The sequence below is a fragment of the Enterococcus sp. DIV1089c genome, from assembly GCF_050530965.1.
GTDB classification, from domain to species: domain Bacteria; phylum Bacillota; class Bacilli; order Lactobacillales; family Enterococcaceae; genus Enterococcus_B; species Enterococcus_B hirae.
Genome location: NZ_CP172888.1, coordinates 1,460,294 through 1,483,483, shown reverse-complemented (window position 1 = coordinate 1,483,483; position 23,190 = coordinate 1,460,294). Strand labels below are relative to the sequence as shown.

Genomic DNA, 23,190 nt, shown 5'->3' with positions numbered 1-23,190 from the left:
TATTGAATATTGAAATTTTATATTCAGGAGGTAAGTAAAATGAACATTGAAAAAATGACAACCACGCTTCAAGAAGCGATTGCTGAAGCGCAACAAATCGCTGTCACAAGAAAACATCAAGAAATTGATATTGCGCATTTGTGGAAGATTTTTTTACAACCAAACCATTTTGGGCGCAATCTATACACTGATGCGGGAATGGATGTTGATACGTTTGAAAAGGAAGTAGATCGTGTATTAGATGAATATCCCACAGTTTCAGGGGGAAACGTCCAATATGGTCAGAATCTAAGCCAAAATCTATTCCGTTTATTAAATGAAGCAGACCAGTTAAGAGAAAGTTTTGGCGATGAATTTCTTTCAACAGAGATTGTAATTTTAGCCTTGATGAAATTGAAAAATTATCCATTGACGGTTTATTTGACCAAAAATGGTTTATCAGAAAAAGAGTTACGTAAAAATATCGAAGACATGAGAGGAGGAGAAAAGGTGACATCTAAAAATCAAGAAGAACAATACAAAGCATTAGAAAAATACGGCGTTGATCTTGTTCAACAAGTCAGAAGCGGGAAAATGGATCCAATCATTGGACGTGATGAAGAAATTCGGGATGTTATCCGTATCTTATCTCGTAAAACCAAGAATAATCCAGTATTGATTGGTGAACCTGGTGTCGGTAAAACAGCAATTGTAGAAGGGTTAGCACAACGTATCGTACGAAAAGACGTGCCAGAAAACTTGAAAGATAAAACGATCTTTTCATTAGACATGGGGGCATTGATTGCTGGTGCTAAATTCCGTGGTGAATTTGAGGAACGATTAAAAGCTGTGCTGAAAGAAGTCAAGAAAAGTGATGGACGAATCATCTTATTTATTGATGAAATCCATAATATCGTTGGTGCAGGGAAAACTGAAGGCAGCATGGATGCTGGAAATTTATTGAAACCAATGCTTGCTCGAGGTGAATTGCATTTAATCGGTGCTACTACATTAGATGAATATCGTCAATATATGGAAAAAGATAAAGCATTAGAACGACGTTTCCAAAAAGTCTTAGTTAAAGAACCGACAGTAGAAGATACAATCAGTATCTTACGAGGATTGAAAGAACGTTTTGAGATTCATCATGGAGTCAACATTCATGATAATGCATTAGTCGCTGCTGCAACTTTATCTGACCGTTATATCACAGACCGCTTTTTACCAGATAAAGCAATTGATTTGATCGATGAAGCAAGTGCAACGATCCGAGTAGAAATGAACTCTATGCCGACTGAGCTAGATCAAGTGACTCGTCGCTTGATGCAATTAGAGATCGAAGAAGCAGCATTGAAAAAAGAATCAGACGATGCAAGTAAAAAACGTTTGAAAAATCTACAAGAAGAGTTAGCTGATCTTCGAGAAGAAGCAAACTCGATGAAAATGCAATGGGAAACAGAAAAACAAGAAGTCAATAGCGTTTCTTCTAAACGTGCGGAAATCGATAAAGCCAAACATGAATTAGAAGACGCAGAAAACAACTATGATTTAGAACGGGCTGCCGTCCTAAGACATGGAACGATTCCTCAATTAGAAAAAGAATTAAAGGAATTGGAAGCAAAAGCTAAAGACAGTGAAATCAAAATGGTTCAAGAATCAGTCACTGAAAACGAAATTGCGCAAGTGGTTGGACGTTTAACTGGTATCCCAGTCACAAAATTAGTGGAAGGGGAACGAGAAAAACTAATCAAGCTCAACGAAACATTGCATAAACGTGTGATTGGACAAGATGAAGCAGTAGATGCAGTCAGTGATGCGGTCATTCGCTCTCGGGCAGGATTGCAAGATCCAAACCGCCCACTAGGTTCTTTCTTATTCTTAGGACCAACCGGAGTTGGGAAAACAGAATTAGCGAAAGCTTTAGCAGAAAACTTATTTGATTCTGAAGAACACATGGTGCGGATCGATATGAGTGAGTATATGGAGAAACATGCCGTATCTCGTTTGGTTGGGGCTCCTCCAGGCTATGTTGGCTATGAAGAAGGCGGACAATTGACGGAAGCCGTTCGCAGAAATCCTTATACGATCGTTTTACTCGATGAAATCGAAAAAGCCCATCCAGATGTCTTTAATATCTTGTTACAAGTATTAGATGATGGACGTTTAACTGATTCTAAAGGACGTGTGGTTGACTTCAAAAATACCGTTCTTATCATGACCAGCAACATTGGTTCTCAACTGTTATTAGAAGGAGTGTCAGCAGATGGCACTATCCCTGAAGAAGTGGAAGAACAAGTAAGAACGATCCTTCGAGGTCATTTCAAACCAGAATTCTTAAATCGAATCGATGATACGATTTTATTCACACCATTAAGTCTTGAAAATGTGAAAGGAATCGTTGATAAAATGGTGGCGCAATTGGCAAAACGATTGGATTATCAAGAAATTCATCTAACAATCAGCGACGAAGCCAAAACATGGATCGCAGAAAATGCCTACGAACCAGCATACGGGGCTCGACCATTGAAACGCTTTATTACGAAAGAAGTAGAAACACCATTAGCCAAAGAAATCGTAGCAGGACACATCTTACCAAAATCTAAAGTAACGATTACCTTGCTAGCAGAGAAACTTCATTTCGAAACGGAAGAACTTGAAGATACGGAAGAGTAAAGAAACGGTTAACATTCGCAAGGAAATGTGTGTTGACGAGAAGTAGAATTGATCAAATTTCAAGTTGAGTCACACACCATCTCAGCTTTTAATAAAAAAACAATAAAGTTAGGTCAACCACCTAGCTTTATTGTTTTTTTGTAATTTGGTCATAAGTCTGAAAAAATCATTCATAAAATAAGTTGATCTCAATCGTTATCTCCAAGTTCATCTACTAAGGTAATGTTTTTATTCCCCATATAAATAGGAGTGGTCAGGTAAATATCTTCTTTGGTTCCCATCATTTCAACCCTTGTTACTAAGTACAATTTTCATTGGGAATGGTAACAAAATCACCGTAAGGGTTGATGATAAGAAATAAGTGGGTGAGACAAAATGAGATGCCACCTAACCATTGACGTTTTCACGCACAATTTTTAGAAAGCATCTCACTTTTGTCACAATTCTTTAATGTGATATTTTTTTTGCTCTATTTCAAAATTTTCAACCGATAATTTTCAAAATAATCACGATTGTTTCTTCCTTGGGTCCAAGCAAAGATTCCCATGACCAATGCACCAATCGTATTTGTGAATAAATCACCCATCGTGTCCATCAAAGCAGCTCGTCCGACAAATAAGGTGCCATCTGAAGCGGCAAACCGTTGGAGATTCATTCCTAAGAATTGATCACAGAGAAATTCCCAAAATTCCCAAAACACGCCACAGAGACCAGCAAAGGCAAAACCAAACAGTAAAAACAACCATGGACTAGTCTTCGCAATTGGTGCATCTTTCAATAATAAGCCGATCAATCCGTAACCTAGGGCAGTCAATACCATAGGACTAACGGCGTGTAAAATTTTATCCCAGAATGAAATGATACTGATCAAATGCATACCGGTACCTAAAAACACGGAAATAAACAAGAAAAACCAATAAAATAAAACAATGGCATCTGGAACGTATAATTTTGCGATCTTTCTAACGATCTGAGGGAGAAAAATCAATAGAATCCCAGCTAAAGATTCGATGATGAAAGTAACTCCCTGAGTAGTTGAATATTTTTTAGTAATAAATTCATAAAGGTTATAACAAACCACAAACACACCAAAAGCAACAAGTGCAAGTTGGATTTTTTTCATTGTCTTATTCATGGCTCAAACCTCCATCTAAGTAAGTCTTTACTTGGCTGAGTAACGCTTCTTCACTAGTTACGAGAGCGCCATTTAGCTTGATTAACCCAATTGTATAAAGATTTAAATAATGGAATTGGTTTTCAGCTACTTCTTGTAAAGCAGCAATTTTTTGCGGGTGGGTACCGCCTTGTTGCCGACTATCTGTATACAATCCAATGACAGGAATCCCTTTAGCATAGGCAACACCAATTTCGGATGCAACACCAGGATCGATCGTCAAACCATCTAATAGTGCAATCATCAAATCACTTTCCAACACCTTTTCTGTATCGGCTAAAGCAATCATCTGACTATCAGCATAGGCTGTTTTATCATTGATCGCTTCGTTTTCTTGCGGAAGATAAATGGTTAATTCATTGGAAAGACTCCTGATTTCTTCTACAAGTTTCGCATTATATAATAAGTCACTTTTCGCAAAAAGTGGGGCAGCAAAATAAATATTCATTTTCATCGTCCTTTTCTTAGAAATAGTCACTGAAATAAGCTTCCATATTTGGAAGAATCAATTCAAGTGTTTTAAGTGTTTCATCATCTGTTTTGATTCGTTCGATCCTTGCAAGATAAGAAGGGCGACGATAATTCATCATCAAACAACTTAATGTTTGAATGGACAACTGGACCGATTGTCCGACAGGTTCGTCCACGACATCCAATTGTCCGTCTTCGTTCCAGACCAACCCAAAAACACCATTGTTCCATGAGGCGATAGGGTCCTCGACAACAAAGTGGAAAGGTTTCGCAGTAGAAACGAAGGGGAATTGCTTTAGAAACTCTTTGACATCTACGATTCTCGCCATGTAATAAGGCTCGATCTGTTCTTTTATTTGACTATCTTCAATCAAGAAAGCCAGTGGTTCATTTTTGTAGATGTCACCGTGAACCCAGTAAACCATTGAAAAGTGTGCTGAAATAAAATTCCATAAACCATTCCGAGCTTCTTGATTCAAGTAAAACATCTCTTTGACATGGAAAATTTCTTCAGCGACCCAATAAAATAAAACACCAATTGGTTCATGCTCTTTCGTATAGTAGATCGCAGCTGTCCGTTCCTCTTTATTTTCAAAGCGCCAATATTCTTCCCAATGAAATTGGCTACGAAACAAAGCACCGTGATTTTGAGCCGCAAACTTCTGGTACACTCGGTAAACATCTGGATGATCTACTGGTAATCGTTCAACCATTCCATCCACAGGAACATTCTTCGGTAATTGGGTATCACGAATTTTAAATGTCAACTTATCAGACATGATTTCCCAACCCTTGCGTCGATAATAAGGCACGCTATAGGGATAAAGATAAGAGATCCATTGTTTGTTTTTACGCATATTATCTAACGCAACCAAGATCAAATCTTGCATCAATCCATGATTTGCATATTCAGGATACGTTCCGACACCGGTAACGCCACCCATTTTGTAGGGTTTACCGTGGATGTTGACTTCACATGGATAGATCGCAATTTGAGAAATCAATTTGTTATGGTGGAACCAGCCAAATACTTCCGATAGTTCCAAAATTGGGCGCTTGGAGCGAATAAATGCCCCTTTGCTTTCAAAACCACTTTCTTCGATGTCTGCTTCTGTTACTTGAAAGACATAAGACAATAACTCATTGAATTGATCAACATCTTTTTCAGTAACAGGTTTTAATTCAAGATTTTCTCTGAAATCTTTTTCATCCATTCTTTCATCTCCAATTATTTACTTGTTATTAGTATAGCAAATTTTCATAAAAAAAACTTCTAAAGCTGACTAGGTAAAAAGTCTTTAAATTCATGCTTTTCATTGATATAATGAGAGGTGCTGATTAAACGAAAAGAGGAGACGCTATGGATATAAAAAAAATGAAACAACGACAAGAGCAAATTCGAAATTTTTCGATCATTGCTCATATCGACCATGGAAAATCAACGCTGGCCGATCGTATTCTGGAAAAGACGAACACTGTGACGTCTCGTGAAATGCAGGATCAGCTATTAGACTCAATGGATCTAGAGCGTGAACGTGGAATCACGATTAAATTAAATGCTGTCGAATTGAATTATACAGCCAAAAATGGCGAAACCTATATCTTCCATCTAATCGACACCCCTGGGCACGTCGATTTCACTTATGAAGTATCAAGGAGTTTAGCAGCCTGTGAAGGTGCGGTATTAGTAGTTGATGCGGCACAGGGAATCGAGGCTCAAACATTAGCAAATGTTTACTTAGCTTTGGATAATGATCTGGAAATTTTGCCAGTCATCAATAAAATCGATCTTCCAGCTGCTGATCCAGAACGTGTACGTCAAGAAATCGAAGATGTTATCGGAATCGATGCCAGTGAGGCAGTCCTGGCTAGTGCTAAAGCAGGAATTGGGATTGAAGAAATACTTGAACAAATCGTTGAATATGTACCAGCCCCATCTGGCGAGCTGGATGCCCCTTTGAAAGCATTGATCTTTGATTCCGTGTATGATAGTTATCGAGGAGTCGTTCTGAATGTTCGAATCACAGACGGCATGGTCAAACCAGGCGATAAAATCAAATTGATGAGTAACGGCAAAACATTTGATGTGACAGAAGTGGGAGTCTTTTCACCCAAAGCTGTTGCTAGAGATTTCTTAATGGTCGGTGATGTAGGGTATATCACGGCAAGCATCAAAACAGTCCAAGACACACGAGTAGGGGACACAGTGACGCTGGCAGATAATCCAGCAGAAGAAGCGCTACCTGGATACCGTAAAATGAATCCAATGGTTTACTGTGGTTTATATCCAATTGATACTTCCCGCTACAATGATCTGCGCGAAGCACTTGAAAAATTACAACTAAACGACGCAGCATTACAGTTTGAACCTGAAACCTCACAAGCACTTGGTTTTGGCTTCCGTTGTGGATTCTTAGGCTTATTACACATGGATGTAGTCCAAGAACGTTTGGAACGTGAGTTCAACTTAGAGTTGATCACAACGGCACCTTCTGTAATCTATCATGTGAATAAAACAGATGGTTCTATGACAGTCGTCGATAATCCAGCAGATTTTCCAGAACCAGTAACGATCCAAGACGTTGAAGAACCTTTTGTCAAGGCACAAATCATGGTTCCAAATGACTTCGTCGGTGCAGTGATGGAATTATCTCAAAGAAAACGTGGAGAATTCATCACAATGGATTATTTAGATGATTATCGAGTGAATGTCGTTTATAACATTCCACTTTCTGAAATCGTTTTTGACTTTTTCGATAAACTAAAATCCAGCACGAAAGGTTATGCTTCCTTGGATTATGAAATGTCTGGTTATCAAAAGAGCAAGTTAGTAAAAATGGATATTTTATTAAATGGAGAAAAAGTCGATGCGTTAAGTTTCATCGTTCACCGAGACTTTGCTTACGAACGAGGAAAAGCAATCGTTGAAAAACTGAAAAAACTAATTCCACGTCAACAATTTGAAGTGCCGATCCAAGCAGCTATCGGACAAAAAATCGTTGCTCGTTCAGATATCAAAGCATTACGTAAAAACGTCTTAGCAAAATGTTATGGTGGAGATGTCTCACGTAAACGTAAACTTCTTGAAAAACAAAAAGAAGGAAAGAAACGAATGAAACAAATCGGTAGCGTCGAAGTCCCACAAGAAGCCTTCATGGCTGTTCTGAAGATGGACGACCAGGATAACGCGAAATAGCTTGTTTTCAATGGGAAACCCTATTAAATCAACCTTTTCGAGTGGCGTAAAATTCGTGATTTACCCGTTTAAAAAAGTTTAAACTGTCATACGGTTGTCACGGCAGTATTAAAATTAACAAAAATGGAATATTTTCCTTGAAGGTTTTTAACCGTCAGCGTATGATGAAAGCATCTCATAGGAGGTGCTTTTTTCATGTCTGAAAATATAAGTGGAGAATTTCTTAAATCTTTAAGGAAAGAGAAAAAAATGTCTCAAAAGAAGCTGGCCGACTTAGCGGGGATTTCGCAAAGTGCTTTAGTCAAGTATGAAAAAGGAACAAGGAAAATTCCAAAAGATGTAGATGTTACACTAAGTAAAATTCTGAATGTAGAAACTCTATTAAAAGATGAGAAGGATAGAGTTGGGCTTCTTATTGATCAACTAATTGCATACAGAGACATGAACAAGTTACTCAATAAAGAGTTGGCTACTAAAGTAGGGACTAGTGAAGTATCACTTAGTTATGTTTTAAACGGAAAGAGAAAACCATCGAAAGAAATGCAACAAAAAATTGCTGTATTCCTCTCTAACGATGGTAAAGAAATTTTGATGGATATAAAACAAGATGACGGTTCGTTTAAATTACCCATCGTCGATAAAATAGCGATGGGAAAACGAATCCAAGAGATTCGGAAAAATCGAGGTGAGACACTGGAAAAATTTGGTAAGAACTTTACTCGACCAGCAGGTAAGAATGTTGTGAATAGATGGGAAAAAGGTGCGAACATTCCTGATATTGAAAGATTAATGAATGTTGCCTATCTTGGGAAAGTGACTGTCCCTTATATTTTGTATGGCGAGACTTTTAGCAAGATGTTGAAAAGGGGAAATACGATTAACCAATTTGAAAAGTTGGATTCTTTCCGGATGGGACTAAGATTCAGAAAAATTCGAAGGGATTATCGTTTAGAAAGAGAAGACTTTGGAAAGTTTTTTTCACCGCCTATTACAAAATGGTCAATGGACAAGTACGAGAACGGAAAAGATATCCCAAATACCGACCGCATTATTCAGTATGCCTATATAGGAAAAGTCTCTTTGGAGTTTTTGATATATGGTATCTGACAATTTTTGAAAAGAATAGTTTTAAACATTTGAGACATTTAATTGGAATGCCCCTTTTTATTTTCCAAGAGAAGTCAGATTACAAACGTAAAGCAATACCGCAGGAGATAAAGAGTACTTTATCAGCTAGCGGACTATCAAGGTGTTCTTCGAGTCATCGAAAATGGGCTTAAATTGGATAGCAATCCGGAAATTATAACGAACGCCCTAATCACTTATGACCCAATATGTACACGTCTGGCTTCAGGAAAGAATGGGGGACTATACTGTTATTGATATTGTTCCGAAGTATTTGTCTCCAAAATTAGGACGGGTCTTACGAGCGGAATAGTTAAAAAAATTGAATTATATTGGTATACCGCAATGTTGTGAAAGTCCAAACGGCTTACCAAAAAAGGCGAGAATTAGCTATCCTTTAAGTAGGAAACTGACTCTCGTTTTTTTGGTAAAAAATCTGATGTTTTTTATTATTTATGCTTTGTTTCATATCGTTAAAATTACATTTATTAGACTAGAGAGAGGGGGGGTATGAACTTTTCTATCATTGTGTGTGTCGTTTAAATTTTCTTATAGGTACTATCTAAACTGTATCCCGGATGTCGGATAAAGAAACTAAGAACTGCTAGCGCCGCCGCACCGTGGGCACCTCGATGGTCATCAAATGGAATAATTTCGATGGCGGTATCACGTTTAGTAGGAATGAAGGAGAGCTGTTCTTTTACTGAATCTGTAATCTGTTCTTTAAAATCTTCATGATTCAACAACTCACTGTTTAGATAGATTTTTTCAGCATCTTGAAGGATTAAGGTATTGGCGATGGAAGTAGCTAATAGCTTCAGTCCCAAATCGATCTGGTTATTCAGATAAATATCTCCAAGTTTGTACCCGTTGATAATCGTATTTAGAGAAATTTCGTCGGAAGAATCCACTAAGCTTTTCAGCGTCGTGTTGTTAGCACGGTCAAATAAAAAGCGTGCATTCTTTAATAACCAAGAATCTGAGATATACGTCTGCAGACAACCTCTTTTACCACATTCACATTTTGGACCGTTAATATCTACAACTGTGTGTCCGATTTCGCCTATGTAGTAATTGTCATTGAATCCTAGTTGCCCTGCTTGAAAAAAAGAACAGAACATGCCTGCTCCAATGTGGAAGAACAGAAAATTTTCTGGTGTGACGAGGGGGTTGAAGAGGTATTCTCCCAAAGCCATACATTCAATATTATTGTCAGCAATAAATGGAAAAGAAAATTCATTTTTTATTTTTGATAAATTGAAATGCTGCCATTGATGATTGTTTGAAATAATGGTTTGTTCTTGACGATCGAAGTGTCCTGGCACGGCGATTCCAGCACCGCAGACTTGCCTTTCATCTTGATTTTGCAAGACTTCTTGAAGGAGGTTCACAATAGTTTCATTAATTTTGGTGGCGGCATAATCGTCTATTGAAACAACTGCTTTAGACAAACAATCCCCAGCCATATCAGTCAATGTGGCGAAGATACCTTTCATGTTAATCTCAATCCCAACCAATAGTCCCGCCTGACGGTTTAGTTGAATGACTTTTCGTTTGCGACCGGAACCGGTTCCACCATTAATCTCCGCTCCAGTTTCAATGACTGCCTTACGCTCCACTAGGTCACCTACGATACTAGTGATAGCGGCTGGTGTTAGGCCGGTTTGTTTAGAGATTTCAATGCGAGAGGTTTCCGGTGTCCGGTAGAGGTATTCTAAGACTGTTGCGGTATTTTGTAGATATGTATCAGAGATTTTTTTATGCATACTGTGCTCCTTTCAAAAACTTTTCGTACCTTTATTCTACTCTATAGTCGCAAAATTGTATTGTATTTTAATATTTATTTATAAAAAATAATACTTTACAAAATAGCGCTTTCGAGGTATTCTTTGTTTATAGAAAATAAATAAAAAGCGAGGTAGAGAAAAATGAAGGGATTTTTGAGTTTTCTCGAGAACAAGTTGGCTCCGTGGGGAGAACGAATCGGCAAGCAACGCCATCTGAAAGCATTGCGAGAAGGAATCATGATGGCAATGCCACTTGTTTTGATTGGATCATTCTTCGTCTTAATCAAAGATTTTCCGGTATCAGCTTGGACGACATGGCTGCAAACACATTGGGATTTGGCGGGCTTGTTGAACATAATGGCCAATAATTCATTTGGTTTGATGGCGTTAGTCACAGTCTTCGGTATCGCGTATCGTTTGGCAGAGTCCTATGAAACTGACGGACCCTCAGCAGGTGTTTTAGCTTTAGGAGCTTTTCTCTTGATGACTCCTTCAATTGCCGATAAAGCGGGTGCGATTGGGATTCCTTATGGAATGTTGGGAGGTAAAGGGATTTTTGCCGCCATTGTTGTAGGGATGATTTCGGCAGAAATTTACCGATGGTTTATTCAAAAAAATATCACTATTAAAATGCCTGATAGTGTACCAGATGTTGTTAGTAAATCTTTTTCTGCACTGATTCCAGGGATCGTAATTCTAGTCCTGTTTGCTGGTTTACTGAAAGCAATCGAAGCATTGGGATTGGGGAGTTTAAATAATATTCTTTCCATTGTTATTGGAACCCCGCTGGGTTATATTGCTAGCACTTTACCGGGGACATTTGTAGCAGTGCTACTGAATTCTATCTTCTGGTTTTGTGGTGTTAATGGTGGCCAAGTCGTTGGTTCAGTAATGAATCCATTATGGATTCAATACGCAGATGATAACCGGATTGCTCAGGCAGCTGGAGAAGCGTTACCTCATATTGTAACTGCACCCTTTATGGACTTGTTCGTTTATATTGGTGGTGGCGGTGCGACAATTGGACTGGCATTGTGTTTAATGTTCTTTAGTAAAAGTAAAGAGTACAAGACACTTGGAAAAGTTTCTGGGATCCCTGCGTTGTTCAACATCAATACCGCAATTTTATTTACATTCCCAACTGTTTTGAATCCAATTATGCTGATTCCGTTTGTGATCACACCAGTAGTGAATGCGATTTTGACCTACTCATCAATGGCTTTAGGATTGGTACCATTCACAACAGGGGTCACGTTGCCATGGACAACTCCTCCAATTATCGGTGGGTTCTTAGCCACGGGCAGCTGGCAAGGAGCTGTTCTACAAGTTGTGTTGGTGGCAGTTTCCTTTATGATCTATTTCCCGTTCTTCAAAGCTGCTGACCGCAATAATTTAATGGAAGAAACTACAAATACGAAAGAGGTAACAGTATGAGTATCAAAATATGGTATGACGAAAAAATCAAAGACTCTGATTTTATAGCAAGTGAGTGTGGTTACTATTTTAAGAACGTCTTTCAAATGGAAACTGAATCGACAACCTTGGTAACCGAAGCGGATATAATCTTTAGCTTCGTAGATGACAATACATCGCTGGATGAGATTGTGATTTCACTTGCTGATGGCAAAGGTCGTATTACAGCGAATTCTGAAGTGGGACTGTTGATTGCTTTGTACCGACTATTCAAGGAGGTTGGAGTACGCTATCTCCGACCTGGACGGGACCAAGAAGTTCTTCCAATGTTAGATTTCGAAGCTTTCTCCACTATGAAAATTGACATCCGAGAAACCGCCAGCTTCAAACATCGAGGTGTCTGTATCGAAGGAGCAGATTCCTTTGAAAATATCCGCAATTTTATTGATTGGTTGCCAAAGATTGGCATGAATTCCTTCTTTATTCAGTTTGAAAATCCCTATTCTTTCTTCAAGCGTTGGTATGAGCATGAGTTCAATCCTTATCTGGAAAAAGAACCATTCTCCAATGAAATTGCAGAAGCCATGAGCGATAAGATCGACCATGAAATTGAAATTCGTGGCTTGCAACATCATCGGGTAGGCCATGGCTGGACGGGAGAGGTGCTAGGTTACTCCTCCAAGTTTGGCTGGGAATCTGGTTTGACGTTACCAGAAGAAAAGAAACCGCTGGTAGCTGAACTCAACGGTAAGCGGGAGCTATATGATACAGCACCAATCCTTACTAGCTTGGACTTTGCTAATCCTGAAGTTGGCAAGAAAATGGTTGCTTCTATTGTAAAATATGCAAAAGAGCGACAAGATGTGGATTACCTTCATGTTTGGCTTTCAGATGCCCGAAATAATATTTGTGAATGTACAGAATGCCAAAAAAATCTGCCATCTGATCAATATGTTCGAATTTTGAACCAGTTGGATGAGGCCTTGACTGAAGCTGGATTGAATACTAAGATTTGTTTCTTGCTGTATCATGAGTTACTCTTCGCACCTAAAAAAGAAACGATCCATAACCCGGAACGCTTCACCATGATGTTTGCGCCGATTACCCGGACCTTTGAAAAGAGCTATGCAGATGTAGATTACGAAAATGGTATCCCAGAACCGAAGCCCTATGTTCGCAACCAGATTGTCTTGCCAAATTCCTTGGAGGAAAATCTTTCCTACTTGTTCAGTTGGCAAAATCAGTTTAAAGGGGATAGTTTTGTCTATGATTACCCACTGGGGCGAGCTCACTACGGCGATTTAGGTTACATGAAAATCAGCCGGATTATCAGCCGTGATATCAAGTATTTGGATAAGCTTCACCTACATGGGTACATTAGCTGTCAGGAATTACGTGCAGGATTTCCTCATAACTTCCCCAACTATATTATGGGAGAAATGCTTTGGAACAAAGAAACTGATTATGAGGTAGTCTTAGCAGATTATTTCAGACATATGTATGGTGAGGATTGGGAACAAGTTACCGAGTATTTAGAACAGCTTTCTCAGTATTCTTCTTGTGATCATTTTAATGCTATCGGACCTCGAGTGGCTCCTGACTTGAAACTACGTTACCAGACAGCTATTTACTTAGCGCAAGGAAGCCTAACACTTATTGAAAAAAATACTCAGGAAAAGACTGGAGTCGTTAAAGCCCAATGGTTACAGCTAGGTTATCATCGAGAATATACTGAAAAACTTGGCAAATCGTTAGCCTTGTTGAGTGAGGGGCGCTATCAACCGGCTCAATTAGCTTGGCGGGATTTCCTTGATTTCATTCGGCGCAACGAAGAAAATTTCCAACCCAACTTAGATGTTTATCGTGTCATCGAAGTGGCCAAAAATTATGCTGGTTTTACAATATAATAAAGATATAAAGGGTTGATACCTCTCACCGCAGTGGTCTAGTCCTTTGTAAATAAGCCTTTTCGGATCTCCAATGATTCGTAAAGGCTTTGGGTGTTTTTTGCAAATGGTAGGATTGAGAGTGAAGGGTATGTGGCCAAACTCGGGTTGCTTTTGCTTACAAAACAGTATAAGTCAATTTCACAATCTCGTGTGATGTAGATGCATGAAAGGAGAATACTATGAAGACAGGGACCAGCAAAAAATTAATTCGGATATTTCTGATACCGATGCTGCTATTCTATATTGGGTTTACTATTTATCCATTTCTATTGAATATCTTGTATTCCTTTCTGAATTGGAATGGAATCACCAAGACGGCTAATTTTATCGGATGGGAAAATTACCGAAAGTTGATAAGCAACGGGATTTTTTGGAATGCCGTAAAAAATAGTCTTCTATATGCCCTGTTTGGGACGATTTTTCAGATTCTAATTTCGTTCTTGCTAGCATATCTGGTAGAATTTGGTCCCTTTAAACGTAAAAAATTGCTGCGTATTCTTTTTATTTTGCCCATCGTGGCAACAACAGCAACAATGGGAATGATGATGAAGAGTTTTTTCAATCACGAAGGTTTGCTGAATACTTTTCTTATTAGTATTGGCTTGTCGGCTCAACCTTTCTTGACGGATCCTAAATATGTTTTTGGAGTGGTGATATTGGTTTCTGTTTGGAAAGAGACTGGGACTTTGTTCATCTACTGGTTAGCAGGGTTTCAGATGGTATCAAAAGAGGTTGTGGAAGCAGCGAAAATCGATGGTGTTACTAGCTTTTCTTTATTGACGAAAATTATCATGCCTATGATTAAGCCAGTATTGATTATGATTACAACCGTGACATTTTTGAACTCACTAAAAGTTTTTGATCTGATTCAGACTATGACCGCTGGGGGGCCATATTTCGCAACTGATGTCTTATCTACTTTTATTTATCGAACGGCTTTCTCTAGTTCATTTGGTTCACCACAGCTCAGCTATGCCAGTTCAGCAGCCGTCGTTTCAGTCTTGATCATGGTAATCGTGTCATTGGTATTTCGCTTGATTATACAAAAACGAAAGGAGACGGTCTCATGAAAAAAGTGTTAACCTACATACTTGCTGCACTTTGGATATTACCTTTTCTGGTAATGTTATTGACCGCTCTTAGTAGCAAAAACACCACCAGTTTTACGGAATTGTTTGACCTGTCTGCCTTAACATTGAATAATTTTAGACGAGCCTGGACTGAGGGGGCGTTCTCTCGTTACTTTTTAAACACGGTAATTGTGACGCTTGTTTCGGTTTTGATTATCTTAGGTGTGACTGCGCTCGCAGGTTACGTGATGGGACGTTTTGAGTTTGGTGGTAAGAAGGCGCTGTACCGCGTGATGATCTTGTCTATGGGAATTCCTACAATTTTCTTTACCGTTCCTGTATATCAATTATTGCGAATGCTTCATGCGGATACCTCAATTATTGGACTAATTTTAGCCGAAATCGGTGGAGGACACATCATCTTCCTTTTGCTATTTGCCAATTTTTTTGAATCAGTCCCCTCTGAACTGGAGGAGTCAGCAGTTATCGATGGGGCAACGGAATTTGACGTCTTTTTCAGAATTATGTTTCCTTTGGCCAAACCGATTATTGGCACCGTTGTTATCACCCAGTCTATTTGGACATGGAATTCTTTTTTGTATCCCTTGATTCTATCGGTAAATGACCCCACGATACGCACACTTTCTGTAGGAATGTATGCATTTCAAGGGGAAAACATTGTAGACTGGAGTAGTATGGCAGCAGGCGCTTGTATTACGATTTTGCCAATGGTGATTCTCTTTATTTTCTTCCAACGTTACTTTGTCAATGGCATTTCAGGTGCGGTAAAGGGGTGAAAGTATGAAAAAACAAATTAGTTTAGGGGTGGCCGGGCTAGTGCTCCTGACTGGCTGTGGCGTGAAGATTCTACCAACAGATGAGAAAAAAGGGGGGCCCCCGACAACCATTGAAAAAATCACCACTGCTCCTGATGAAAAGGTCACGTTGAATATTGTTGACTGGAGCGATAGTACTAAAGAAGCTAGAAAACAATTGAACCAGCGATTTGAAAGAGATCATCCCAATGTAACTATCAACTACACGACGTTAACCCAGGCCCAATTCAATGAAACCATGCTTTCAGGCATCCGTTCAGGGAAAGCTCCGGATTTGTTTCCTCTTCCCAGCAATACGGATTTTCAAACCGCTGTCTCTGAAGGTTGGTTTGTACCGCTAAACACTTATCTTGGTGATGACTTTTTCCAACAATTGAAGCCGGAAGCTCTTCAGCAGAATATCACTCAGCGGGATGATAATATCTATCTGTTGCCAGAAGCTCAGGAAATCAGCAGTACGCTAATGTTTTATAACCGGAAGTTATTAACTGCTGACGAGTTGCAGTTGGTAACTTCCGGTAAGGTAAACTGGCAGCAGTTTCGCGAGATTTGTCAACGGGTAACTAAGGGAGGAAAAAGTAATACTTATGGAATAATTACCAGTGGCGCACAGAAAAATCGCGTAGACTTGGAGTTGCGGGCCTTTTCAGAGCTGGCGGGAGCACCTTTAGGTCCTGGAGAACAGATTTTTGTACAACAAGGAAAAACTATGTATACTTCAGAAGCAGTTCGACAAGCTTTTGGCTGGTACCAGAATTTGATGACTGATGGTAGCTTCTACCCAGATTCTGCCTCATTGACGGCACCGGAAGCACGGAATCTCTTCGCGGAAAACAAGGCGGCCTTTATTGTACAAGGGTCCTGGTGTATCCCTGAATGGGAAAGCCGAAATCCTCAATTAGATTTTGGTGTGATGCCACTACCTGTGCCGGAAACCAACGAGAATGCTCGGCAGATTCGACCGTTTATGAAAGGCTGGATGGGGATTTCCGCCACGAGCAAGCATCCTGACGTGGCAGCGGAATATTTAAAGTATCTGTATTCTTATGAGTATCAGAATCAGCTAGTACAAGCAGGGGGATTTGTCTCCATTCGTAGTGATTTAACAGAGAAAGACATTTCTAACGAACGGATGCGAGCATATTATCGGCTGGCGGAAGCGCAAAGTCGCCCAATAATAAATCCCATGACTCGAGATGACGATTTGTACTTGGTTTACAGTATTATTCAGCCGGTACAACCAGATTTTGGAGATATCGCCGCTGGATTATTAACTGGAGAATCCGATTATTCTTCGCGTTTAAGAAGTTATAATGATAAAGTGCAGTTGAATCTGGAACTGGCGGTAGATACCATTGGTAAGGATTTATCGGTGACATTGGCAGATTTCGAGGTAGAGGAACCTTAAAAACATAGTTTGAACTTGTAAAGAAAATGAGGCCTGAAATTCTTAATTCCAGGTACTTTCACCGACATGTGAGATGTATCGGTGAGGGTGATAACACTGGAAATAAGGAGATTAGGGACCATTTTAATGTGCCAGTTCTTATGGACCGAGCCTGTAAGGATACATCAAAGTGCAGTAGTAATCTTGATTTTGAATAGCAATACGTGAAAGCATTGAATAGAAATTATTCAATGCTTTTTTGTTTGCAAAAATCTCGGGAGATACATGGAGAGAGGAATTTTTAGGTGAATAATTTACAAAGGAGAAATGAAATGAAAAATGTAAAAATTAGAAATTGGCGACTAGTTGTATCAATAGTCTTGTTGTACCAAATACTTAGTGGATTAATTATTCCTACTATTGCTTTTGCAGATGAAATTACTCATCCACAAACGGTAACCGTGGAATTAGATTTAGCGCATCAGTATGCTGTCGAAGGAACCTTTAGTGACGGCCGTCCAATGTCAGAAGTCACTGTTCCACATTATGCGGTATACAATGGCGTGAAACAAGATATTTTTTGTATTGAACCAGGGGTGCCAATTTACAATGAGTTCACGCCAGGTTATGAGAAAAATCCATTGCCTGATATGTCGGAGAAAGCCAAATTAGTTTCGGTGTTATGGAAAAACGCCGGTACAGATATTGATACACAAATGGTTGCTCAAAAGATGATCTGGCAGGAGGTCAATGGGTATACGCTTCACTCTATGAAGCATCCAGATGGCAGTGCCGTAAATATCGCAGCTATTGAGGCAAAAATTAACAAAGCAATCGCGGACTATCAGAAGAAACCAAGCTTCCATAATAGCACGGCTAAAACAGTGTTAGGTCAATCAACTACTGTAACGGACACGAATAATTTGAATTTGTCAGAATTTGATGAGGTTGTGGAAAACACCGCAAATATTGATTATCGTGTCAATGGCAATCAATTGGTCATCACACCTAATACCAATTCAAAAGAAAGCGGTGTGTTGACGCTTAAGAAATCTGCGGGAACTGGAACACCGATTGCTTATAAGATGGCTGGTCAACAGACCTTGATGGCCGGGGCAATTGATAAACCGAACACTTACACGATCAAAATGGATGTGGAAACCGAGGGTTCTTTAAAGATTAAAAAAGTCGATAAAGAATCAGGTGATGTTGTACCAGGAACGGTTTTCCATTTAGACTTTGGAAAAACTTTGCCTGCAAAAGATGTGACTACCGATAAAGAAGGCATTGCGACATTGGATGGAATTCCTCATGGTACAAAGGTAACCATTACTGAAAAATCAGTGCCGGCGCCTTATACGATTGATGCCACATCTATGACTGCCACGATTAAAGCAGGTGAAACCATTTCTGTGACTTCAAAAAATACGAGAGAAAAAGGTCAAATCATTCTGGATAAAACCGGAGTTGAAACAGGGAGTGATCTTTGGAATGACAATTACTCTTTAGCTGGAAATACGTTTGCCATTCGCAAGGGCAGTCCAACTGGTGAAATCGTTCAAGAAATGACCACGGATGAAAACGGTCATGCAGAAACACCAAAAGAGATTGCCAATGCGTTGGAATTGGGAACCTATTATGTGACCGAAACCAAAGCATCTAATGGCTTCGTGAATACCTTCGAACCCGTAAAAGTCGAATTGAAGTATGCCAATCAAACTGTGGCCCTTGTGACCAGTAACGTAAAAGGGCAAAACCAAGAAATCACTGGTGAAACCACTTTGACAAAAGAAGACAAAGATACCGGTAATGAGACTCAAGGGAAAGCTGAGTTTAAAGGAGCTGAATATACTCTCTTTACTGCAAAAGATGGTCAAGCGGTTAAATGGATTGAGTCTTTTAAACCAGAATTAGTGAAAGGAACGAAGGCTTCTGATGAAACAGTGACTTTAGTTTTAGATGAAAAGAATCAAGCTGCCGTTAAACACTTAGCCATCAACGAGTATTATTGGCAAGAAACCAAAGCGGCTGAAGGATATACCTTGGATGAAACGAAGTATCCTGTATCCATCAAAAAGGTGGATGATAGCGAAAAAAATGCCGTAATTACCCGAGATGTTACGGCAAAAGAACAAGTGATTCGCTTTGGGTTTGATTTCTTCAAATTCGCCGGATCAGCTGCGGGAACTGCCGAAACTGGCTTTAATGATCTGACTTTTAAAGTATCGCCATTGGAAGGAACCAATGAAATCACAGGCGCTGAAGATGAAGCGACCACAGCTTATAACGAGCAACTAGGTTTTGATGGCTATGGCAAGTTTGAAAATCTTCCTTATGGGGATTATTTACTTGAAGAAGTAGAAGCCCCAGAAGGATTTCAAAAGATTACACCATTAGAAATCCGTTCTACTTTTAAAGAAGATAAAGAGGATTACGCCAAGAGTGAGTATGTCTTCACCATTACCGAAAAGGGACAAAAACAACCGATTAAGACGGTGACCGTTTCTTACGAGAAACTGACGAACAAAGAATTCTCCGTTAGTTTGAACCGTTTGATGCTCTATGATTTGCCTGAGGAAGAAGATAGTTTGACTTCCCTTGCGACTTGGAAAGACGGAGAAAAAGAATTGACGACCCTTGATTCTACCAATCTAGTTGATAAATTGAGTTACAATCTACATGAAATCAAAGAAGACTGGTATGTGGTAGCGCAAGCCATTGATGTGGAAGCCACAAAAGCTGCCCAAGAAAAAGATGAAAAAGCCAAACCAGTGGTAATTGCCGAAACAACGGCTACCTTGGCGAACAAAGAGAAAACAGGAACTTGGAAAATTCTGCATAAATTAACCGCTGAACAAGTTTTAGATAAAACTATTGTCTTATTCAACTATGTGTATGAAAACAAGGAAGCCTTTGAAGCAGGCGATGAGCCAGTAGCGAAGGATGCCAGTTTGAATAACCAAGCCCAAACTGTTAATTGTACGGTGGAACGCCATGTTTCCATCCAAACAAAAGCGCACTTAGAAGACGGTTCGCAAACTTTCACTCATGGTGACGTGGTAGATATGTTTGATGATGTATCCATTACCCATGATGTACTGGATGGCTCAAAAGAAGCCTTCGAAACAATTTTGTATGCTTTACTGCCAGATGGTACGAACAAAGAAATTTGGAAATCTGGCAAGATTGATTACGAAGTGAACGACAAAGAATTTACCAAAACCGTGCTTGCGGAAAAAGTGGATACAAGTAAATATCCAGAAGGTACAAGTTTTACCTTTAAAGAAATTAACTATGATAAAGATGGAAATATCAATGGAAAACACAATGAAGATTTGAAAGAAAAATCTCAAACCTTAACACCAAAAGAAGTGCCAACCACACCAAGTACGCCAGAACAACCAGAAACACCAACTGTTCCAAGCGACTCTCAAGAATCTAGTCCTATAGTGAAGACATTCCCACAAACTGGGGAGAAAAGTTCCAATGTATTACTGTTCATTGGCTTTACCTTGATCTTTGCGACGGCTGGCTATTATTTCTGGAATCGCCGGAACTAAGGTGATGCGATGAAACAAGTAAATAGGAAAACTCAACGTGCGCGACCGCCTCCTAAAAAAGTGGTCGCGCTATTTTTGTATCCAAAACTAACAATGAAAAGAGGAAAAAAATATGGAATTGAAATTTGTTGTGCCAGATATGGCCGAAACATTTGGAAAGATAAGTTATGCCGGTGAAGGTGAAATTTTAACAGAAGGATATGGTCGGAATACCACAGTGATTGGTCGCAGTTATCATTTATATTCCAGTAAACAACGGGCTGATGATATTGAAGTGGTGGTAGCTGCGGAAGCTGGCGAAAAGGATTTTGACCAAGACCAACCGTTAAAAGTCGTGAATCCTCACTTGGTTGCCAAAGGCTATGAGATTGAGAATCGTGGGTTTACTGATTACGTGTTGTATGTCGATGATTTAGTGAAAGCATAGGAGGAAAAGAAGATGAGATTAACAGAAGGTATTGTCGTAGATTCAGGATTAACGTTTGGGAAGTTGCGCTTTTCTGCATTACGTCGAGAAGTACGGAAACAAAACGAGGATGGAACGGTTAGTAACGAGGTAAAAGAACGAACCTATAATTTGAAATCCTCCGCGCAAGGTCGAATGATTCAAGTTAGTATTCCGGCAAATGTGCCCCTACGCGAGTTTGCTTATGATGCAGAGGTAGAGCTGGTCAATCCAATCGTGGATACCGTTGCCAATTATGTTTTTCGAGAAGGAACCACCGTTAATTGGTTCATTAAGGCAGATGATTTAGTCTTGAAACGGCAACCGAATCAAGGAAAGAAATAGGTGAAGAATATGGAAATCAATGTGGAACATATTTTAGATTGTCTCGATCGTTATGGCAAAGGGGAACTAACTAAAGAGCAAGTCAACGAGGATTTGACGATAGACGAAAAAGTATTTCTTATTATGAATCAGGATTTTTTTGAAACCAATGAAGAAGATTTTGACGTACTCAAATGGTTGGATGAGGAAGAGTCCTTCTTTATGGTTGTCGAAGTAAATGAAAATTTATGTCGCCAGGCAGAATCTGTCTTGGAAGAAATCGGTGTAGAGATGCCGGATGCCATTGAAAGTTTTTTAACACAATTGGTTGAAACGAAACAACTTCCCGTGTCAGTAAATGACTAGCATAACTTTTTGAAATTGCCCAATAAAATCCTATTGGGCAATTTTCCATTGGAGGTGGAAACCATCAAAATGTACAAAGGGCATCGCATACGCGCAGGAGATCGGCACTTGGTTTATCACTTTGTTCTTGGCTGGCTAATCGCTTTATTCATCGGTTGGATGAGCGTCTTTTATTTTCATGAGTTTAGACAATTTGAGATTTTTAAGCTATCACTTTCCACTATTGAAATTGTTTTGTCCATGAAAGATTTAATCTGCTTACTAGGAAGTCTCGCTCTTTCAGGAAGCATGATGTTGCTTTATATTCACTTTTTTCAGGACCATTGGCGAAGTTTATGGCATCGACAAAAGTTGGCTCGGATGATTCTAGAAAACCATTGGTATGAAGTGAAACAAACTCAAAGTGAAGGTTTTTTCAAAGATTTGAATAGTAGTCGAACCAAAGAGAGTATTAGTTACTTTCCCAAAATCTATTATCGAATGAAGGATGGGTTACTTTATATTCGCGTTCAAATTTCACTGGGAAAATATCAAGATCAGCTCTTGAAGTTGGAAAAGAAGTTAGAAAGTGGGCTGTATTGTGAGCTAGTAGAAAAGGAACTCAAAGACTCCTATGTGGAATACACCTTGTTATACGATATGATTGCCAATCGAATTGGAATTGAAGAAGTAGTGGCAGAAAACGGGACTTTGCGATTGATGAAAAATCAAGTATGGGCATATGACTCCTTGCCCCATATGTTAATTGCTGGCGGTACAGGTGGAGGGAAGACCTATTTCTTACTCACCATTATCGAAGCACTATTGAAGTCAGATGCAGAATTGTTTATCCTCGATCCCAAAAATGCCGACCTAGCCGATTTAGGTACAGTAATGCCTCACGTATACTCCCAAAAAGAGGAAATCTCTGCTTGTGTGGAAGATTTCTATGAACGCATGATGGCTCGTAGTAAGGAAATGAAAGAAATGCCCGACTACAAAACAGGAGAGAATTATGCCTATCTTGGACTTCCGCCAACCTTTTTAATCTTTGATGAATACGTGGCTTATATGGAAATGTTAACGACTAAGGAGAGTGCGGTAATTTTGAATAAGCTCAAACAAATCGTGATGTTAGGCCGTCAATCTGGTTTCTTTCTGATTTTGGCTTGTCAAAGACCAGATGCGAAATACTTGGGAGATGGGATTCGCGATCAATTCAACTTTCGTGTAGCTTTAGGACGTATGAGTGAACTAGGATATTCCATGATGTTTGGGGAGGTTGATAAAAATTTCTTCATGAAACGAATTAAAGGTCGAGGTTATGTAGATACAGGGGGCAGTGTGATTAGTGAGTTTTATACGCCATTTGTACCAAAAGGGTATGATTTCTTGGAATCCATCAAACAAGTAGCGCAATCAAAAGAAAAATGACAACTACAGAGAAATTTAGTCT

The 23,190-nt window shown here is 39.3% G+C and carries 17 protein-coding genes; 13 read left to right on the top strand and 4 right to left on the bottom strand.

Annotated elements, in window-relative coordinates; genetic code table 11:
- Window positions 1-39: 39 nt before the first annotated feature.
- Entirely contained in the window at window positions 40-2,652 is a 2,613-nt protein-coding gene (gene clpB / locus IGL30_RS07005; protein ID WP_088744848.1) for an ATP-dependent chaperone ClpB, read from the top strand.
- 469 nt (window positions 2,653-3,121) lie between these two features.
- Here the strand turns inward: clpB and IGL30_RS07000 are convergent, their stop codons facing one another.
- From IGL30_RS07000 to IGL30_RS06990, 3 genes are read right to left on the bottom strand one after another with little or no spacing between them, the layout of a single operon-like run.
- On the bottom strand, window positions 3,122-3,787 hold the full coding sequence (locus IGL30_RS07000; protein ID WP_010719050.1) for a hypothetical protein: 666 nt from the start codon (window positions 3,785-3,787) through the stop codon (window positions 3,122-3,124).
- Window positions 3,780-4,274 (bottom strand): nucleoside 2-deoxyribosyltransferase, encoded by a 495-nt coding sequence (locus tag IGL30_RS06995; protein ID WP_010719051.1) that lies wholly within the window; start codon window positions 4,272-4,274, stop codon window positions 3,780-3,782. Before IGL30_RS06995 ends, IGL30_RS07000 begins: the two co-directional genes overlap by 8 nt.
- 16 nt (window positions 4,275-4,290) lie before the next feature.
- Complete coding sequence (locus IGL30_RS06990) at window positions 4,291-5,511, bottom strand: GNAT family N-acetyltransferase (RefSeq protein ID WP_010719052.1); 1,221 nt, start codon at window positions 5,509-5,511, stop codon at window positions 4,291-4,293.
- 146 nt (window positions 5,512-5,657) lie between these two features.
- On the opposite strand from IGL30_RS06990, the gene lepA reads away from it, so the two are divergent.
- Entirely contained in the window at window positions 5,658-7,493 is a 1,836-nt protein-coding gene (gene lepA / locus IGL30_RS06985) for a translation elongation factor 4 (protein WP_081123277.1), read from the top strand.
- Window positions 7,494-7,688: 195 nt separating this feature from the next.
- On the top strand, window positions 7,689-8,600 hold the full coding sequence (locus IGL30_RS06980; RefSeq protein ID WP_115872293.1) for a helix-turn-helix domain-containing protein: 912 nt from the start codon (window positions 7,689-7,691) through the stop codon (window positions 8,598-8,600).
- A 557-nt stretch (window positions 8,601-9,157) separates the two neighbouring features.
- Here IGL30_RS06980 and IGL30_RS06975 read toward each other — a convergent pair.
- On the bottom strand, window positions 9,158-10,384 hold the full coding sequence (locus IGL30_RS06975) for an ROK family protein (RefSeq protein WP_131732112.1): 1,227 nt from the start codon (window positions 10,382-10,384) through the stop codon (window positions 9,158-9,160).
- A gap of 162 nt (window positions 10,385-10,546) precedes the next feature.
- Here IGL30_RS06975 and celB point away from each other — a divergent pair, with 162 nt between their 5' ends.
- The 10 genes from celB (at window position 10,547) to IGL30_RS06925 (ending at window position 23,168) form a co-directional block, all read left to right on the top strand.
- Window positions 10,547-11,839: a PTS cellobiose transporter subunit IIC gene (gene celB / locus IGL30_RS06970; protein WP_131732113.1), complete on the top strand. Its 1,293-nt coding sequence runs from the start codon at window positions 10,547-10,549 to the stop codon at window positions 11,837-11,839.
- On the top strand, window positions 11,836-13,725 hold the full coding sequence (locus IGL30_RS06965) for a DUF4838 domain-containing protein (RefSeq protein WP_131732114.1): 1,890 nt from the start codon (window positions 11,836-11,838) through the stop codon (window positions 13,723-13,725). Before celB ends, IGL30_RS06965 begins: the two co-directional genes overlap by 4 nt.
- 221 nt (window positions 13,726-13,946) lie before the next feature.
- The gene (locus tag IGL30_RS06960) at window positions 13,947-14,837 is read left to right on the top strand and encodes a carbohydrate ABC transporter permease (protein WP_131732115.1); all 891 of its coding nucleotides are present in this window, start codon (window positions 13,947-13,949) and stop codon (window positions 14,835-14,837) included.
- The gene (locus tag IGL30_RS06955; RefSeq protein ID WP_131732116.1) at window positions 14,834-15,634 is read left to right on the top strand and encodes a carbohydrate ABC transporter permease; all 801 of its coding nucleotides are present in this window, start codon (window positions 14,834-14,836) and stop codon (window positions 15,632-15,634) included. The genes IGL30_RS06960 and IGL30_RS06955 overlap by 4 nt, the downstream gene beginning before the upstream one ends.
- A 4-nt stretch (window positions 15,635-15,638) precedes the next feature.
- Window positions 15,639-17,081 (top strand): ABC transporter substrate-binding protein, encoded by a 1,443-nt coding sequence (locus tag IGL30_RS06950; RefSeq protein WP_131732117.1) that lies wholly within the window; start codon window positions 15,639-15,641, stop codon window positions 17,079-17,081.
- 311 nt (window positions 17,082-17,392) lie between these two features.
- Complete coding sequence (fss3, locus tag IGL30_RS06945) at window positions 17,393-20,620, top strand: fibrinogen-binding MSCRAMM adhesin Fss3 (protein ID WP_311811752.1); 3,228 nt, start codon at window positions 17,393-17,395, stop codon at window positions 20,618-20,620.
- A gap of 112 nt (window positions 20,621-20,732) precedes the next feature.
- A complete protein-coding gene (locus tag IGL30_RS06940; RefSeq protein WP_086269165.1) occupies window positions 20,733-21,047 on the top strand; it encodes a YdcP family protein in 315 nt (104 codons plus the stop codon).
- A gap of 12 nt (window positions 21,048-21,059) precedes the next feature.
- Entirely contained in the window at window positions 21,060-21,410 is a 351-nt protein-coding gene (locus tag IGL30_RS06935; protein ID WP_086269166.1) for a YdcP family protein, read from the top strand.
- A gap of 9 nt (window positions 21,411-21,419) precedes the next feature.
- The gene (locus IGL30_RS06930) at window positions 21,420-21,755 is read left to right on the top strand and encodes a type II toxin-antitoxin system RelB/DinJ family antitoxin (RefSeq protein WP_086269305.1); all 336 of its coding nucleotides are present in this window, start codon (window positions 21,420-21,422) and stop codon (window positions 21,753-21,755) included.
- Window positions 21,756-21,824: 69 nt separating this feature from the next.
- On the top strand, window positions 21,825-23,168 hold the full coding sequence (locus IGL30_RS06925; protein WP_086269167.1) for an FtsK/SpoIIIE domain-containing protein: 1,344 nt from the start codon (window positions 21,825-21,827) through the stop codon (window positions 23,166-23,168).
- Window positions 23,169-23,190: the final 22 nt, after the last annotated feature.